This window comes from Polaromonas sp. (genome assembly GCF_012927455.1).
In the GTDB taxonomy this organism is placed as follows: domain Bacteria; phylum Pseudomonadota; class Gammaproteobacteria; order Burkholderiales; family Burkholderiaceae_C; genus Polaromonas.
In genome coordinates this window covers 132,613-147,233 of the sequence record NZ_JABBPE010000018.1, presented here as the reverse complement: position 1 = coordinate 147,233, position 14,621 = coordinate 132,613, and the positions used below count along the sequence as shown (strand labels likewise).

General features: G+C 57.6%; 14 protein-coding genes and 1 pseudogene. 5 read left to right on the top strand and 10 right to left on the bottom strand.

Features of this window, described 5'->3' with window-relative positions; translation table 11 throughout:
- Positions 1-3: 3 nt before the first annotated feature.
- Entirely contained in the window at positions 4-1,080 is a 1,077-nt protein-coding gene (locus HHJ18_RS19080; RefSeq protein WP_296917809.1) for a sulfate ABC transporter ATP-binding protein, read from the top strand.
- Positions 1,081-1,230: 150 nt separating this feature from the next.
- Positions 1,231-3,285 carry an elongation factor G gene (fusA, locus tag HHJ18_RS19075; protein WP_296917807.1) on the top strand — a complete coding sequence of 685 codons (2,055 nt, stop codon included), beginning with the start codon at positions 1,231-1,233 and terminating at the stop codon, positions 3,283-3,285.
- Between the two features lie 53 nt (positions 3,286-3,338).
- On the opposite strand, the gene HHJ18_RS19070 is transcribed toward fusA, so the two are convergent.
- The 8 genes from HHJ18_RS19070 to pssA form a co-directional block, all read right to left on the bottom strand.
- Positions 3,339-4,052, bottom strand: coding sequence for an aspartate/glutamate racemase family protein (locus HHJ18_RS19070; protein WP_296917805.1), 714 nt, complete (start codon positions 4,050-4,052; stop codon positions 3,339-3,341).
- Between the two features lie 69 nt (positions 4,053-4,121).
- A complete protein-coding gene (locus HHJ18_RS19065; RefSeq protein ID WP_296917804.1) occupies positions 4,122-5,387 on the bottom strand; it encodes an FAD-binding oxidoreductase in 1,266 nt (421 codons plus the stop codon).
- 56 nt (positions 5,388-5,443) lie between these two features.
- Positions 5,444-6,169 (bottom strand): amino acid ABC transporter ATP-binding protein, encoded by a 726-nt coding sequence (locus tag HHJ18_RS19060; protein WP_296917802.1) that lies wholly within the window; start codon positions 6,167-6,169, stop codon positions 5,444-5,446.
- A 43-nt stretch (positions 6,170-6,212) separates the two neighbouring features.
- Positions 6,213-6,857 (bottom strand): amino acid ABC transporter permease, encoded by a 645-nt coding sequence (locus HHJ18_RS19055; protein WP_296917801.1) that lies wholly within the window; start codon positions 6,855-6,857, stop codon positions 6,213-6,215.
- Positions 6,858-6,859: 2 nt separating this feature from the next.
- Complete coding sequence (locus tag HHJ18_RS19050; protein ID WP_296917799.1) at positions 6,860-7,519, bottom strand: amino acid ABC transporter permease; 660 nt, start codon at positions 7,517-7,519, stop codon at positions 6,860-6,862.
- 109 nt (positions 7,520-7,628) lie between these two features.
- Positions 7,629-8,465, bottom strand: coding sequence for an ABC transporter substrate-binding protein (locus HHJ18_RS19045; RefSeq protein ID WP_296917798.1), 837 nt, complete (start codon positions 8,463-8,465; stop codon positions 7,629-7,631).
- Positions 8,466-8,487: 22 nt separating this feature from the next.
- Positions 8,488-9,024 carry an Lrp/AsnC family transcriptional regulator gene (locus HHJ18_RS19040; protein ID WP_296917796.1) on the bottom strand — a complete coding sequence of 179 codons (537 nt, stop codon included), beginning with the start codon at positions 9,022-9,024 and terminating at the stop codon, positions 8,488-8,490.
- A gap of 461 nt (positions 9,025-9,485) precedes the next feature.
- Positions 9,486-10,112 (bottom strand): CDP-diacylglycerol--serine O-phosphatidyltransferase, encoded by a 627-nt coding sequence (gene pssA, locus HHJ18_RS19035; protein ID WP_296917794.1) that lies wholly within the window; start codon positions 10,110-10,112, stop codon positions 9,486-9,488.
- A gap of 170 nt (positions 10,113-10,282) precedes the next feature.
- On the opposite strand from pssA, the gene HHJ18_RS19030 reads away from it, so the two are divergent.
- The 3 genes from HHJ18_RS19030 (at position 10,283) to HHJ18_RS19020 (ending at position 13,681) form a co-directional block, all read left to right on the top strand.
- Complete coding sequence (locus HHJ18_RS19030; protein WP_296917792.1) at positions 10,283-11,899, top strand: spermidine synthase; 1,617 nt, start codon at positions 10,283-10,285, stop codon at positions 11,897-11,899.
- Between the two features lie 137 nt (positions 11,900-12,036).
- Positions 12,037-12,924, top strand: coding sequence for a tetratricopeptide repeat protein (locus tag HHJ18_RS19025; protein ID WP_296917790.1), 888 nt, complete (start codon positions 12,037-12,039; stop codon positions 12,922-12,924).
- A 277-nt stretch (positions 12,925-13,201) separates the two neighbouring features.
- Positions 13,202-13,681, top strand: a complete 480-nt coding sequence (locus HHJ18_RS19020) for a hypothetical protein (protein ID WP_296917789.1) — start codon at positions 13,202-13,204, stop codon at positions 13,679-13,681.
- A gap of 213 nt (positions 13,682-13,894) precedes the next feature.
- Here HHJ18_RS19020 and HHJ18_RS19015 read toward each other — a convergent pair.
- Together HHJ18_RS19015 and HHJ18_RS19010 are read right to left on the bottom strand one after the other, a co-directional pair.
- Positions 13,895-14,134: pseudogene (locus HHJ18_RS19015) on the bottom strand (amidohydrolase family protein); the annotation flags it as partial.
- Between the two features lie 29 nt (positions 14,135-14,163).
- Positions 14,164-14,559 carry a VanZ family protein gene (locus HHJ18_RS19010; protein ID WP_296917787.1) on the bottom strand — a complete coding sequence of 132 codons (396 nt, stop codon included), beginning with the start codon at positions 14,557-14,559 and terminating at the stop codon, positions 14,164-14,166.
- Positions 14,560-14,621: the final 62 nt, after the last annotated feature.

Below are 14,621 nucleotides of genomic sequence, written 5' to 3'. Positions count from 1 at the left end.
ATCATGGGTATAGAAATTCGCAAGGTCAGCAAGAGCTTCGGCAGCTTCCAGGCGCTGGGCGATGTAAGCCTGGACATCGAGGCGGGCGAGCTCGTCGCCTTGCTGGGTCCTTCGGGCTGCGGCAAGACCACGCTGCTGCGCATCATCGCCGGCCTGGAAACGCCAGATCAGGGCAGCATCCTGTTTGGCGGAGAAGACACTACCGAGGTGCATGTGCGCGAGCGTCAGGTCGGTTTTGTGTTCCAGCATTACGCGCTGTTTCGGCACATGACGGTATTTGAGAACGTCGCCTTCGGCTTACGCGTCAAGCCGCGCGGCCTGCGCCCCAGCGAAGCGCAGATCAGGGAAAAGGTGCATTCGCTGCTCAGCCTGGTCCAACTTGACTGGTTGGCCGAGCGTTTCCCGTCGCAATTGTCGGGCGGCCAGCGCCAGCGCATTGCACTGGCCCGCGCGCTGGCCGTGGAACCCAAGGTGCTGCTGCTCGACGAACCCTTTGGCGCACTTGATGCCAAGGTGCGCAAGGAGCTGCGCCGCTGGCTGCGTCGCCTGCATGACGACTTGCATGTGACCAGCATTTTTGTCACGCACGACCAGGAAGAAGCGCTGGAAGTGGCCGACCGGGTGGTGCTGATGAACGCCGGCAAGGTTGAGCAGATTGGTTCACCGCAAGAGGTGTGGGACCATCCGGCGAGTCCGTTTGTTTATGGATTTTTGGGTGACGTGAACCTGTTTCATGGCCGCGCCCACGAAGGCGAGGTGCAACTGGAGGGCATACGCATCGATTCGCCCGAGCATGCCGGCGCACAGGATGCCAAGGCCTTTGCCTATGTGCGGCCGCACGATCTGCAGGTGGAGCGTTACGTGCCCGGTGCAACGGGCATTGTCGCGACGCTGGAGCGGGCCATCGTGATCGGGCCGATTGCGCGGCTGGAGCTCAATCGGGTCGATACCACGCAGGGCGGCGCGACCGAATTAATTGAGGCGCAGATTCCCGCGCAGGAGTTCAGGGACTTGGGACTGCATGAGGGTGAGACGCTGGTGCTGACACCGCGCAAGGCGCGTGTCTTCGTGCAAGCCTGAAGGCACTTCTCTCGACGGGTGGGAAAGCGGTTCGCCACCTATTTGGCCTGGCTCCATGCCCAGAGTTTTGACGCAAAGCGCTGTCAGGATTTGCGCGGCCACTTCGCAAGCGTAAACTTCCCTGCACGGCCACCAATTCAAGGGACGTGTATGAGCTTGAACTTGTCAAACAAAATCCGCACGGTGGCCCTGCTTGGGCACGGCGCTGTCGGGAAAACAACGCTGGTGGAAAGCCTGCTGGCCGCCACTGGCGCCATTGTCAACCGAGGCTCGGTTGAAAAGGGCAACACCGTATGTGACTTCGACCCGGTGGAAAAGCAGTTGGGGCATTCTTTGCAATCGGCGCTGGTCAGCTTGACCACCGCCGATACCCGCATTCACCTGATCGATACGCCCGGATACCCGGACTTTGCCGGGCAGGCCATTAGCGCGTTAGCCGCAGTCGACACGGCGCTGATCGTTATCAACGCACAAACCGGTATTGAGCTCATGACCGAGCGCATGTTCGTCGCTGCCGGCGAGCGCGGCCTGTGCCGCATGCTGGTGATCAACAAGATCGATGCCGACCACATTGACCTGGGCGCGCTGGTGAACGATGTCCGTGAGCATTTTGGCAAGCAATGTTTGCTGTTGGACCTGCCCACGCAGCACGCGCGAGAGGTCGTGGAGTTGCTAGGCCACACCGATGGCGACAGCGACTTTGCCTCGGTTGCCGCTGCACACCGCGCCTTGATCGACCAGCTGGTTGAAGAAGACGATGACCTGATGGCACGCTATCTGGAAGACGGCGCCGACCCCAGTCCGCACGAGTTGCACGTATCGTTTGAAGCTGCGTTGCGAGCCGGTCACCTGATTCCGATTCTCTTTGTCTCTGCAAAAACCGGCGCGGGCGTGCCGCAGCTGCTGGATGCGCTCGCCAAACTGGCGCCCAATCCGGCCGAGGGGAACCCGCCGCCGTTTTACCGCGGCGAGCCGGGCCTGGCGCCCGTGCCCTTTGCCGCCCAGCCTGATGACGCCCTGCATGTGCTGGCCCATGTGTTCAAGGTGGTGGTGGATCCCTTTATTGGCAAGTTGGGCGTGTTCCGGGTACACCAGGGTACCGTCCGCAAGGATGCGCAGCTGTATGCAGGCTCGGCCAAACGGCCTTTCAAAGTCGCACACCTGTATTGCCTGCAAGGCAAGGACTACGTGGAAGTAGCCGCATTGGTTCCTGGCGATATGGGCGCTGTGGCCAAGGTGGACGGGATTGAGTTTGACTGCGTGCTGCACGATTCGCATGACGAAGACAACATCCACCTCAAGCCGCTGGTGTTTCCGCAAGCGATGCAGGGGCTGGCCGTGCAAACCCGGCGCAAGGGCGACGAGCAGCGGCTGTTCGAGATCTTGCACAAGCTCGAACTTGAAGATCCCTGCTTTAAGGTCGAGCGCAACCCTGGCACTAACGAGACCGTGATCCGTGGGTTGGGCGACATGCATTTACGCGCCAAACTGGCACGCATGCAGCAGCAGTACAAGCTTGAGCTGGACACCAGCGAGCCGCAAATAGCCTACCGCGAAACCATCAACGGCAAGGCCGATGGCCACTGCCGCCACAAGAAGCAAAGCGGTGGTGCCGGCCAGTTTGGCGAGGTGATGCTGCGGGTGGAGCCGCTTGAGCGAGGTGCCGGTTTTGAGTTCGTCGATGTCGTCAAGGGTGGCGCCATTCCCGGGGTGTTCATGGACGCGGTTCAAAAAGGCGTGCGTCAGGCGCTGGCTGAAGGGGCGGTCGCGGGGTTTCCATTGCATGACCTGCGCGTGACGGTGTTTGATGGCAAAACCCATCCCGTGGACGGCAAGGAAGTGGCCTTTGTGGCCGCTGCCCGCAAAGCCACGCTGCAGGCTGTGCGCTATGCTGGCCCGGTGGTGCTGGAGCCACTGGTGACCGTCGAAGTTGTGTCACCTGAAACCAACATTGGCGACGTGACGGGCGACCTGGCCAGCAAACGTGGCCACATTACCAATACCCAGCCTCGCCCGGCAGGCGCGGTAGCCATCAGCGCCCTCATGCCGCTTGCCGAGCTCGGTGACTACCAAAGCCGCCTGAAGTCACTCACCGGCGGCCAAGGCTCTTACAGCGTCGCGTTTTCGCACTACGCGCAGGTCGGCGACGAGATGCAGCAGAAGCTGGTCAGTCTTTTTAAGCCCGACAACCCGGCGGAGGAGTGAGGCGGCCCAAGAAGGAGTTTTCGATGGTCAACCTTTAGCTGGCGACGCCACGGCTAGAGGCTTGAATGCAGGTAATTGATCATGGAAACGAAGTCAAATACCGGTAGGCCTGAATAGCGTCGAATCATTGCCGCGTAGGGGGGCAGATCTGTGCATTCAAGAACGAATGCACGTATGCCAGGATGCTCCTGCATTGCCCGAAGCGTGGTGTCCAAAACTTCCTGCTCAATCACTGCCAGGTCGACTTCGAGATCGGGTTCGGTGAACATCCGATTCCATTCCTCGCATCGCTCGAGACCCAGGATATGAAGGCCCTCGGTGCTGGCGATGCCAACCGATGAAAGGTGTTCCGGCCGAAGAGCCCTGGCGTTGGCGGTAAGGATGCAGATTTCGCTCTTGGGACCGTGAATCCGCGTGGCGAAAGGCACCTGCAAAAGACTGGAAGTAAAAACCGGCACGCTGACGGCCTCAGCGAGTTCCTGCTGGAAAATGGCATTGAACCCACAACTCGTCGTGATGGCCTTGATGCCCTCCGATGCCATCGTTCGGGCGTCAGCGATCATCGTGCGAAGAACAGCAGAGTCGGGGCTTTCAAGTATCGAATGAACATTGGCACCAGACACCGGATGGAAACGCACCGGAAAAGCATACGACGCAGGATTGGTGCTATTGCCAACGAGGGCCTCAAGCTGCCGGAGGCCCATTGGGACCTGCCCTGTTTCCCAGCACAGCATACCGATCTTCGCCACTTTGGTTTCGTTTGTCATGACGCTGCTCCAGGTATTTATGGGTTTTTCCAGGCGGCCAGTTCCGGCAGATGCTGAATCTGCTTTGCTTCAGAATCTGTCGATCCGATAGGGTGTCAAGTCAAATGGATCGGCACGACCGCCGACCATGCCGGCAATGAGCTGGCCGGTGATGGCGGACAAAGTCAGTCCCAGATGGCCGTGCCCAAAGGCATAGAAAACACGGTGGCAGCGTGGAGACCGTCCGATCACGGGTAATGAATCCGGCGTTGATGGACGATGCCCCATCCATTCGCGTTGAACCGTCTGAAAACGGGTGCCGGGCAGCACGCTGTTGACAAAAGGCAGGAGTGCACGGATACGGCGGTAGTCCGGCGGCGCATCCAGACCGGCCAGTTCGTCGCCGCTGACTACAGAAATTCCGTCATGCATGGGCGACAGGACACAATCTCTTTCGGGAAAACCGACCGGGCGACTCAGCAGATGCGTACCCGTCAGACCCAATGAAAGATGGTAGCCGCGCTCGGTATCAAGACTGACGCGATCACCTAGCTGTCTTGCGAATTGCTTCGACCATGCGCCCGTAGCAACAACTACCGAATCAAAGCGCCGTATGGTCTGGTCAGTTCGCACAGATATCCCGCCATCATTCACTCTTATTTCCTGCACGTTTTCCTGAACGTATTGGGCACCGCGACGAAGCGAACCTTCAAAGTAGGCTTGTGCCAAGCCCATGGGGTAGTTGACGAACCCGCTTTGGGGCTGAAATATGCCGCGGGTGTACGCATCCTTGTTGAGGTTGGGTTCAAGATCTGCGACCTCCCCAGCATTCAAAATAGAAAAATCGACGCCATGACGCGTCATCAATTCACGCTCAAATGCAGTCTTGGAAAATCCAGCCTCGGATCCGTACACCTTCAGCCAGCCCACCGTCCGGATGAAATCAAGGGCGTTGCTCAATCCGGCCAAGGTTCGGTGCGCGCGCATTGCGTTGGACACCAGCGGATGCAGCGCTGCAGCGATGCTCGCAACGCGCGCGGGTCGACCCGCTGCGATAAAGCGAACAAGCCAGGGAAGCGCTTGCAAAACGTAGGCAGGCCGCAAGACGGCGGCACCGTTGCGATCAAAAATATATGCTGGAATCGAGCGAATGACATCGGGCGTCGCCGTCGGCGTTACAGCTCCTTCCACGATGCCACCGGCGTTTCCAGAGCTGGTTCCCGCGCCCACCTCGCCGCGATCAATGACCGTCACCGCATAGCCTTCAGCAGCGAGCGCCAGGGCCGTGGCTGCCCCCACAATACCGGCCCCGACAACGGCAATCGAGCGTGGGTTTTTTGTTTCAGCTGTGTTCATGTGATTCGTTAGATATTTTGCAGAAGTGCGCGCATTGTTTTGTAATGTTGGTGGGCCTAGTGATGAAGAATTTTGCCAAGAAATTCACGCGTCCGATCATTCTTGGGGTCCTTGAAAAAGATATCGGGTTCGGCCACTTCAAGAATGGCGCCCTTGTCCATAAACACGATCCGGTCGGAAACCTTGCGCGCAAACCCCATTTCGTGCGTGACAACAATCATGGTCATTCCGTCTTTAGCCAACGCCACCATGACGTCAAGCACCTCGTTAATCATTTCGGGGTCTAGCGCAGAGGTTGGCTCGTCAAACAGCATGATCTTTGGCTGCATGCAAAGGCTTCGGGCAATTGCGACGCGTTGTTGCTGCCCGCCTGACAACTGATGCGGGTAAGCGTCGAACTTGTCGGCCAAACCCACCTTTTCCAAGGACTGGCGACCTCGGCTGATGGCATCCTTCTTCGGCAGCTTGCGCACATGAATGGGCGCAAGCGTCACGTTCTGAAGCGCCGTCATGTGAGGATAGAGATTAAATTGTTGAAAGACGAAGCCAAGTTCCATCCGGAGTTGCCGCAGCCGCGCTGCATGGGTGACGGAAACGCTATCGACGAGCAGCGCACCACTTTGAAATTTCTCCAGGCCGTTGACACAACGAATAAGGGTGCTCTTTCCTGATCCGCTCGGCCCGCACACGACCACCACTTCGCCTCTGGAGACCTCCAGATTGATGTTTTGCAGAACGTGGTTCGTTCCAAACCATTTGTTCAATTCGCTGAATTTGATCATTGGCAGTGCGGGATTTGATGCGTTAAACGCTGAGGGTGAAATGTCAATGCTTTTCCAGCCGCCGAGACAAGTGGAGTAGTGGGTAACAAATTAAAAAATACCCGATTCCTACAACGGAAAATACCAAAAAGCCATTGGGAATACTCTGCACGATCACCCAACCAGACCGTGTCAGATCGAAAAGTCCGATCGCCGAGACCACCGAGGAATCTTTGACCAGAAGAACAAATTGCCCCACGAGGGAAGGAATGATCATCCTAGTGGCTTGCGGCAGAACGATTAAGCGCATTTGCTGAAAGCGGGTCAGGCCAGCAGAAGCCGCGGCCTCCAGTTGGCCACGGGGTAGCGCGCGAATTCCGGAAGCAACAATTTCCGAAATAAAGCAGGCGGTGATGTTGGACAGTGTGATGGCACCCGCGGTGAAGGAATCGAGTTCAATACCCGCCGCAGGCAGGATAAAAAACACCACGAACACCTGAACCAGAACTGGTGTGCCGCGAAAGATGTCGGTATATGCGCCAATAAGGATACGCAGTGGTTTGTAGGCACTGGCGCGGCCAATACCCAGGAGAAATCCGCCGACCCCGCCCGCAACAATGCCTATGAAAGACAAGGCCAGCGTGATGCCAATCCCCTTCAAAATGACTGGGTAGTATTCGGCGATGCCAAGTAGATGCTCCAGGAACATAGTCACCGTTCAAGCGCAGCATGGCTCGCCATTGGGTGGTAGAGGCGACTCCATCCTCCCGCCATCAACTTGAGTCCAAAATAGATGATCAGGTAGCCGGTTGCGGTGGTTGCCAGTCCTTCGACCGGCATGAATTTGTCATTTGACAGGACTTGCCCGGCGCGCGTCAATTCCAGAACTGAAATGAGCGACAGCAATGACGAGTCCTTGACCAGCACGATGGCCTGCCCGATCAGCGGCGACACCATGGGACGCAATGCCTGGGGAAGAATGATGAGGCGCATTTGCTGCCAGTAGCTCATACCCGAACTGGCGCTGGCCTCAATTTGCCCTGCCGAAACAGAGATGATTCCGGAGCGGATGATTTCGCTGACGTAAGCGCCGCTATTGAGGGAAAGGGCAATGATCCCGACCAGGATTTCCGGCATCAATATGCCGAAGTTGGGCAAGCCGAAATACAGAAAATAAAGCTGCGCCAGCAACGGCGTTGCCCGTATCACGTCCACATACGCGACCGCTGGCGCTTGCATAAAACGAGAGGGCTGGAGGCTCATGGCACAGGCCACTATGCCTATCGCGAGGGCACCCGCAAAAGCGGCCAGAGAAATTGATAGGGTAGCGACGAACCCCGTCCAGAATTCTGGAAGGGTTTCGACGATCACGCGGAAGTTTAAGTCCAGTAACATCGATCCAGCAAGCTTTCAAGGAAAGTCGGGCGCAGGTATCGGCGTGGTGACCACAACGCCGAACCCGCCCGCATACTTCAGGTGATTAGTGCGCCTCTTTCCATTGGGTGGAGTTAACCCAGTAGTCCAGGTTCTTTTGCAGGCGTCCATCCAGGGTCGTCTGGTCGATGAACAAATTAACCCACGTCAAAAGGTCTAACGAGTCATAACGTGTTGCGTAAGCCAGAGCTTCTTTGGCCAGCAATTCCGGCATGACCTTGAAAGTTCCTTTGGGGTATCCGGCCGCCTGGCCCGCCACTGCCGAACTGTCATTGAGCAAACAGTCTGCCTGGCCGTTTTTCACAGCATCCAGCAGCAAGGTGCCGCCGCCTTTGTAGCTTTTGATCTCGCCGCTTGGAAACACGGTTTTTGCGAGCTTTTCACCGGTACTGCCAAACAGCACGGCAATCTTTGCCCCCGCCGCCTTGCAAGCATTCGTCGAGCCGAATTTGCTGCCCTCCTTGGTGGCAACCACAGGGCCGATGTAGATCCATGGTTTCGTAAATGCCACCTTGGTCGCCCTAGCCAGCGTGGGCGTCATATCGGCTGCCAACAAGTCCGCCTTGCCGGAAATCAGCGCAGGCAAAAGCCCATCCCAGTCCAGATCAAGAAAGACAATTTTGACGCCCATTTCCTGGGCCATCAACTTGGCAAGCTCTACGGAACTACCGGTGCGCTCTCCCTTTTTGTCCACCATGGAGAACGGGGGGCCCTGAGTTTGAACGGCTACCCTGAGTTCGCCACGTTTCACGATGTCATCAAGGGTGCCAGCAAGAGCTGTGGCCGTCGCCCCCAGAAAACCCGCGCAGGACAGCAGTATCGCGGGCAAGAATTTTGACAGTTTCATTGACTTTCTCCTTTGATAATCTCCGAGAAGGACCATCCTTCACGAAAGAACTTTTGCCTCACCTGGGCATCGATTCAGAGGGCTTGACAGGGGCCTCGGCCGAGCTACTGACGCCGATTTCCCAGCAACCACGAGATAAATTGCCCCATTTGTTATGCGATTTCATCACCACGAATGTTTCGCTGCGACTGACAACCCCAGGTCCCGCCACCCTGGGAAGAAGTTCACTGGTAAAGCGGTAAAGATCTTGAACATCCCCGGCCACCAGCACCTCTACGATCAGGTCAAACCGCCCGGTAACGATGCTCACGGAAGAGACAAATGGCAGCTCAGTAATCTTCTTCATTAGTTCGTCGAGATGCCCCTGCGCGTTGGCGTTGATGCCCACCACGGCAGCAATCAACTCGGGGCGCTCCGACAGGTTAAGCAGCCCGACGATCTTCAAAACATTCCTGTCGATCAATGACCGCAGGCGTGCCCGCACCGTTGGCGCACTCAACTGCAATTTATTTGCCAGTTGGCTCACGCTGTCCCGCGCATCGCTGGACAGCAATTTGGTCAGCCGACGATCGGTAGAGTCAAAAAATTCACGCATAAATAAAAAATAAACGGAATAGTTTTTTCAAAAATGAAAAAAGTTCCTGATTAAAAGTTTAAATAGAAAATTTTTTGGCGATGCTAACGTTTGTACCTAACTGGCCGGTGGCGTGGTATTTCGACCAGTTCAGAAAGAAGGCTCGGAACAGGTGATGCGAAGAACCACCCCGAATCGCGCCAGAACCGGCAAAACGATGTCGCAGCAATCTAGCGTCAACCCGGCTGGCGTGGGGTCGCCTTTTTCAGGCACACGCGATCGGTGACTACCCCTTTGAGGAGGACAACAAAGCCTTGTTTAAGCGCGTCGGGCCCAACCGCCCGATTTCAGAGTCAGCTGCAGAGACTGGGTTAATCACCCGTTTTTCTCGGGTTTGCTGGCTGGTCACTTTGAGATCGGTGCATCCGCTGATTTTCAGAGTTCGGCGCCAACACACCAAGGCTAATAAAGACGGTGGCAAGTCATAACTTGGGAAACCGTATGCGACTGACCATCAATGAGCCGGAGAGTGCAAACAACAGTGCCAGCGGGTGAAGTGTGAAGCCGCCCAACTTGACCTGACCGAACCACAGTGACTCATGCAGCGCGCCTTGCCAGGCCGCGACAAACATCACCATGACAAGCACCAGCGATGTTGGGATAGGCGTTCCTTCAAAATACTTTACTTTGTTGTCGGCGTCGGACAGCGACTCGGCCGTGACGTTGTAGCGCGCCAGGCGAGATACGCCGCACGCCACGAAACCGGTCAGAATGATGCGGTCGTACAGGCCCTGCATGCCGCAACCATAGCCAATCAAGGCTGGCGCTACGCCGAAAGAGATGATGTCAGCGAGCGAATCAAGCTCGCGACCCATGGCCGAAGTTTTTTGTCGCCACCGGGCAATCCGTCCATCCAGCACATCGAAGATTAAAGCGGCCAGGACCAGTCCACACGCAAAATAAACATGCCTGACGTCGTTGGTCTGGAGGTAGGTCATCATGGAGAACAATGCCCCGGTCCCACTGACCGCGTTTGCCAGTGTGAACCAGTCGGCAAGATGGAACTCGCGAATCATCGCGAAGGGCTTGTTCGGTTTAGGTGGCGTCATGACGGACAGCGTACCGCACTTTTCGAGCCGTGTGCAGGGTAGCGCAACGGCACATTGGCTGGCGAGGTCTTGCCAGCTTTCCGGTTGTGGTCGATTGCTATGATGTCCGCGCCGCTTGAGACTTCTCTCGCCATGCCCTCCCATGTCGACGCTAGAACAGAAAGGATTTGATGCCAAACGCCGCCCGCCCCACGCCCTTGCCCACGATACCCGCACTGGCCGAACACACCGGCGGCTTGCGCTGGTATCTGATCCTGACCGCCGCATTGTGCGGCGCGCTGGTGATGGTGATCCAGGTGCTGGGCTCGCGCGCCATCGGGCCGTTCTTCGGTGTCAGCCTGTTCGTCTGGACATCGCTGATCACGGTGACGCTGGTGGCGCTGGCGGCTGGCTATGCGTTCGGCGGCTGGCTGGCTGACCGCAGAAGCTCGCCGGATTATCTGTATGCCATCATCCTCATCGCCGGCCTGTTGACTGCGGCGACACCGCTGTTCAAGATTGCCGCCCTGAAGGCCTGCCTGCCGCTCGGGCTGCGCGTCGGTTCGCTGGCCAGCGCCTTCCTGCTGTTCGGCCCGGCGCTGTTTCTGCTCGGCTGCGTCTCGCCCTACGTGGTGCGAATCGCCGCGCGCGAGATCAAGAACATCGGTCGCACCGTCGGCAACCTGTACGCGATCTCGACTGCCGGCAGTTTCATCGGCACGCTGGCGACCGGTTTTTTCCTGATCGCCTACCTGGGCGTGAACAGGATTTTCATGCTGGCCGGCTTCCTGCTGATCGCGCTGAGTGTCGGCTACTTCGTGCTGTTTCGCCGCCAGTGGGCGCTGGCGGCGCTGCTGGTGGTGCCCTTTCTGCTGGTGCCGGCAGAGCGCGAGACCGCCAAGCTGCTGGCTGACGGCACGCGGGTACAACTGACGGCGCAACGCGACAGTTTTTACGGCGACCTGCGGGTGGTCGACTATTCCGGCCCGCAGCAGCGCACGCGCGAACTTCTGATCGACGGACTGGTACAGGGTGGGATCGATCTGGCCAGTGGCCAGTCTATCTACGAGTACGCCTACCTGTTGCAGTTTTTGCCGTATGCGCTCAATCCGGGCGGCAAGAACTGCCTGGTAGTCGGCCTCGGTGCCGGCATCGTGCCGTCCTGGTATGCGGCGCAGGGGATACAGACCGAGGTGGTTGATATCGACCCGAAAGTGGCCGGCCTGGCGCAACAGTATTTCGGCTTCGACAAGAACATTGCGGTGCACGTCGAGGATGCGCGTTACTTTCTGAATCGCAGCACGCAGCGCTACGACTATGTGGTGCTTGATGTCTTCAACGGCGACACCACGCCGGGCCATGTGCTGAGCCTGGAAGCGATGCAGCTCTTGAAAGCACGCATGACGCCCAACGGCGTGCTGGCCATCAACCTGATGGGCACGCTGGGCGAGCGCAGTTTCGTGACGGCCTCGGTGATCAAAACGGTGCAGGCCGTGTTTGGGCAGGTGCAAGTTCATCCGGTTTTTGCGGCCGACGCACCGGGTGCCGGCGGCAATCTGGCCATAGTCGCCTACGACGGTCCGGCGCGGGCGCCGCGCACAGACTTGCTGGCCGCGTTTCCGGTGCATCCGCTGGCGGAAGCCGGCGTGCGCCAGGGTTTGCAAAACACCTACCGCTTTCCCGCCGGTACCCCGGCCATGCTGTTGACCGACGACTATAACCCGATCGATTTCTACGACTTGTGGCTGAAGGAAAAGGTGCGCCGCACGATTCTGGAGACGACCGATTGGGATATCTTGTTGGGCTGAAGTGGGCCGACAGGCAGCATGCCATACCAATAGCCCTTGTTTTGGGGGGTCAGGTCACCATCTTTAAAAGAATAATCCGCTGTCCACATTCATGGGGCCGGTTTGCAAAACGACTGCAGTTTTAAAGAGAAACATCCATGCTGAGCAAAAACATCAAAAAATGGCTGACCGTTGTGGCTTTGCTGGGCTGTGGCCTGGCCATGGCGCAGTCTGAGCCCACCTTGAACCAGGTCTATGAAGCGGCGAACGCCGGAAAGCTGGAGCAGGCCCAGGTGATGATGCAGCAGGTGTTGGTGGCACACCCGGATAGCGGCAAAGCACACTTTGTGCAGGCCGAGTTGTCGGCGCGGCAGGGCAACTTGAGCCGTGCCCGCGAGGAACTTGCGCTTTCCGAAAAACTGGCCCCGGGGCTGCCGTTTGCCAAGTCCGATGCCGTGCAAAACCTGCGCAGCCAACTGGCTGTAAAAGGCAGTACGGAATCAATACGCAAGGCCGCCATCAATTCCCCGCCTCCTGTTCGTTCAACGGCACCGGCATCGGCCGCTTCATCATTTCCGTGGGGAATAGCCCTGGCCTTGGGCGGGGGCGTCATTGCGCTGGTCGTTTTTCTGACACGCAGGAAAACGCAAGCGCCGGCTCAGCCTCAACCCTTTGCGCAAGCCGCACCCGCGCAAGCGAGCGGCTTAAGTGGTCCGCAAACTTTCGGCGCTGGTCCGGGCTATAGCCAACCGGCTTATGGCCAGCCTGCGGGTAGCGGACTCGGTGGCAAGGTGATGGGTGGCTTAGCGACCGGTTTGGCAGTCGGTGCAGGCGTCATGGCCGCGCAGGCCATAGGCAGAAACCTGATGGGGAATAACGAAAACACGGTGCGTCCACCGGTCACTGCCGACAATGGCCCTGAACCGTTGGCCGGCAACAGCGACCTCGGCGGCCAAAACTTTGGTGTATCGGATGCAGGCTCATGGGACGACGCAGGTATTGATGTGGCTAACGACATGGATGGTGGCGGCGACTGGGACAGCTAACGCCGCAGCGGCGTCCTTTGCCTTAAAAAGCCGGCAGGGGACCCAAACATTTTGGTCTTTTGGAAACTGAAGGTTAGGGTGCGCGGGTCGCTTTTTTCTCCACGCCTACTCGCAAACCGTCAGTGAGAAGGCCGAGTTAACGCCTCTTCAGCTTCAAAAAATGGCAACGCTCACTAGGCAATCGCCTCTAAACGTTCGTATTTGTCTCAAAAAATAAGCACTCTTTGTGATTAATCCGCCATAATTGCTGCACCGCAACATTTTTTAAAAGGCAACCATGTTTACCAACACCCCATTCGAATCCGCAGCAAAAACCATGTTCGCTGGCGCCGAGAAGTTCAACTTCACGCCTGCCGCTGCGCAAGACGCGTTCAAGCCAGTCATGGACAACCTCAAGGTTTGGGGTGATTTGGTCAAGGCCCAAGCCCAAGCCACGCAGGCAGCTGCTGCTGAATCCGTCGAAGCCTTCAAAAGCATCAAAGAACCTCAAGCCGCTTTTGACGCGCTGAAAACCAGTGCCGAAAAGGGCATGGCGTTGGCAGCCAAGCATGTGCAGGAAGCTACCGCCCTCAGCGTTGAGCAATTCAACGCTGGCGTGGATGTGGTGCAAGAGCGTCATCCTGCGCCTGAGGCTTTTGCCCAGGTCGGTAAAGGCTTGAAAGCTGCCGCTTCATCGATTGAAACCGCTGTCGCCTCAACGCTCAAGGCTGGCGTTACTGCTACTGCCGCTGCTGGTAAAAAAGCGCGTACAGCCTAAGCCAAGGTCTTCTTTCCTACCAGCTTCGAACGGGATGGCCCGGCGGGTTGGTCCCAGACGGAAGAAATTACTAACGGCTCGCCGTTAAAAAGATTTACCCGGCCTTTGCGCCGGGTTTCTTGTTTGTGCCGCTGCGCTGCTGCTCGCGTTCCTTGCTGGCATGGGTAGATAACGAATCCACAGAGCGATGCCTTCCAGCAGCGTGCCGCTTTAAGTGACGCGTGGCAGGCTATAGCTGAGCGTTGCGTCCATGTGAAAGTGAGGATCGACAAAAAGGGGGGCTCAGCAACAGGCCTTGGGCGTCGATGACTTCATGTGTGGACGTGTCCAAGCCTGGCGCGGCTTCAAGGATGAGGCCGGCTCGCACCGCCAGCTACATGTCGGTTCGGCCACCGGAAGGGTAGCGTTTTTGGCAAGTGGATCAATGCGCGTCTCAAACTCCGCCAATAGCATGTCATACGCCTGAATCAGGGAGGCAAGCGTCAAGCCTCATAGTCCTGCTGGCGCCGTGTCATTTCGATCAAACTGCTAGCTTTCAATCGGCACCCACAGACCAATCCCAGCAACGCCCCCGTCATGTCGATGCCCACATCCATCAAGCGCGGATGTCGATCAACTGCAAAAAATTGCAGTCCCTCTGTCAATAGTGCCAGGCCCAATGTCAACAGGACCACTCGCCCAGCAGGCCAGGCGATCGGCCGCATCGACAGCACCAGGGCAATACTCGTGAAAAGCACAAGGTGCGCCAAAGACGAAAGAGGAAACGGCGCATGTACGCTGGTCTCTGCAGCGCTGCGCCAGGCGCCGGGCATCTGAGTGCCAACGATCAAGATGGGCACCTGCAACAGCACCAGGAACCAGGCAAAACGACGCGACATAAACCTATCCTTTTTTTTAAGCTTTCAGCGCAACGGTTCGCGACCTATCAGCGCTTGACGTA

What these genes read in the sequence shown, in the direction of transcription:
- HHJ18_RS19080 (WP_296917809.1), top strand. Translation starts at nt 4, where the DNA reads ATGGGTATAGAAATTCGCAAGGTCAGCAAGAGCTTCGGCAGCTTCCAG.
- fusA (WP_296917807.1), top strand. Translation starts at nt 1,231, where the DNA reads ATGAGCTTGAACTTGTCAAACAAAATCCGCACGGTGGCCCTGCTTGGG.
- HHJ18_RS19070 (WP_296917805.1), bottom strand. Translation starts at nt 4,052, where the DNA reads ATGACAAACGAAACCAAAGTGGCGAAGATCGGTATGCTGTGCTGGGAA.
- HHJ18_RS19065 (WP_296917804.1), bottom strand. Translation starts at nt 5,387, where the DNA reads ATGAACACAGCTGAAACAAAAAACCCACGCTCGATTGCCGTTGTCGGG.
- HHJ18_RS19060 (WP_296917802.1), bottom strand. Translation starts at nt 6,169, where the DNA reads ATGATCAAATTCAGCGAATTGAACAAATGGTTTGGAACGAACCACGTT.
- HHJ18_RS19055 (WP_296917801.1), bottom strand. Translation starts at nt 6,857, where the DNA reads ATGTTCCTGGAGCATCTACTTGGCATCGCCGAATACTACCCAGTCATT.
- HHJ18_RS19045 (WP_296917798.1), bottom strand. Translation starts at nt 8,465, where the DNA reads ATGGTCCTTCTCGGAGATTATCAAAGGAGAAAGTCAATGAAACTGTCA.
- HHJ18_RS19040 (WP_296917796.1), bottom strand. Translation starts at nt 9,024, where the DNA reads ATGCGTGAATTTTTTGACTCTACCGATCGTCGGCTGACCAAATTGCTG.
- pssA (WP_296917794.1), bottom strand. Translation starts at nt 10,112, where the DNA reads ATGACGCCACCTAAACCGAACAAGCCCTTCGCGATGATTCGCGAGTTC.
- HHJ18_RS19030 (WP_296917792.1), top strand. Translation starts at nt 10,283, where the DNA reads ATGCCAAACGCCGCCCGCCCCACGCCCTTGCCCACGATACCCGCACTG.
- HHJ18_RS19025 (WP_296917790.1), top strand. Translation starts at nt 12,037, where the DNA reads ATGCTGAGCAAAAACATCAAAAAATGGCTGACCGTTGTGGCTTTGCTG.
- HHJ18_RS19020 (WP_296917789.1), top strand. Translation starts at nt 13,202, where the DNA reads ATGTTTACCAACACCCCATTCGAATCCGCAGCAAAAACCATGTTCGCT.
- HHJ18_RS19010 (WP_296917787.1), bottom strand. Translation starts at nt 14,559, where the DNA reads ATGTCGCGTCGTTTTGCCTGGTTCCTGGTGCTGTTGCAGGTGCCCATC.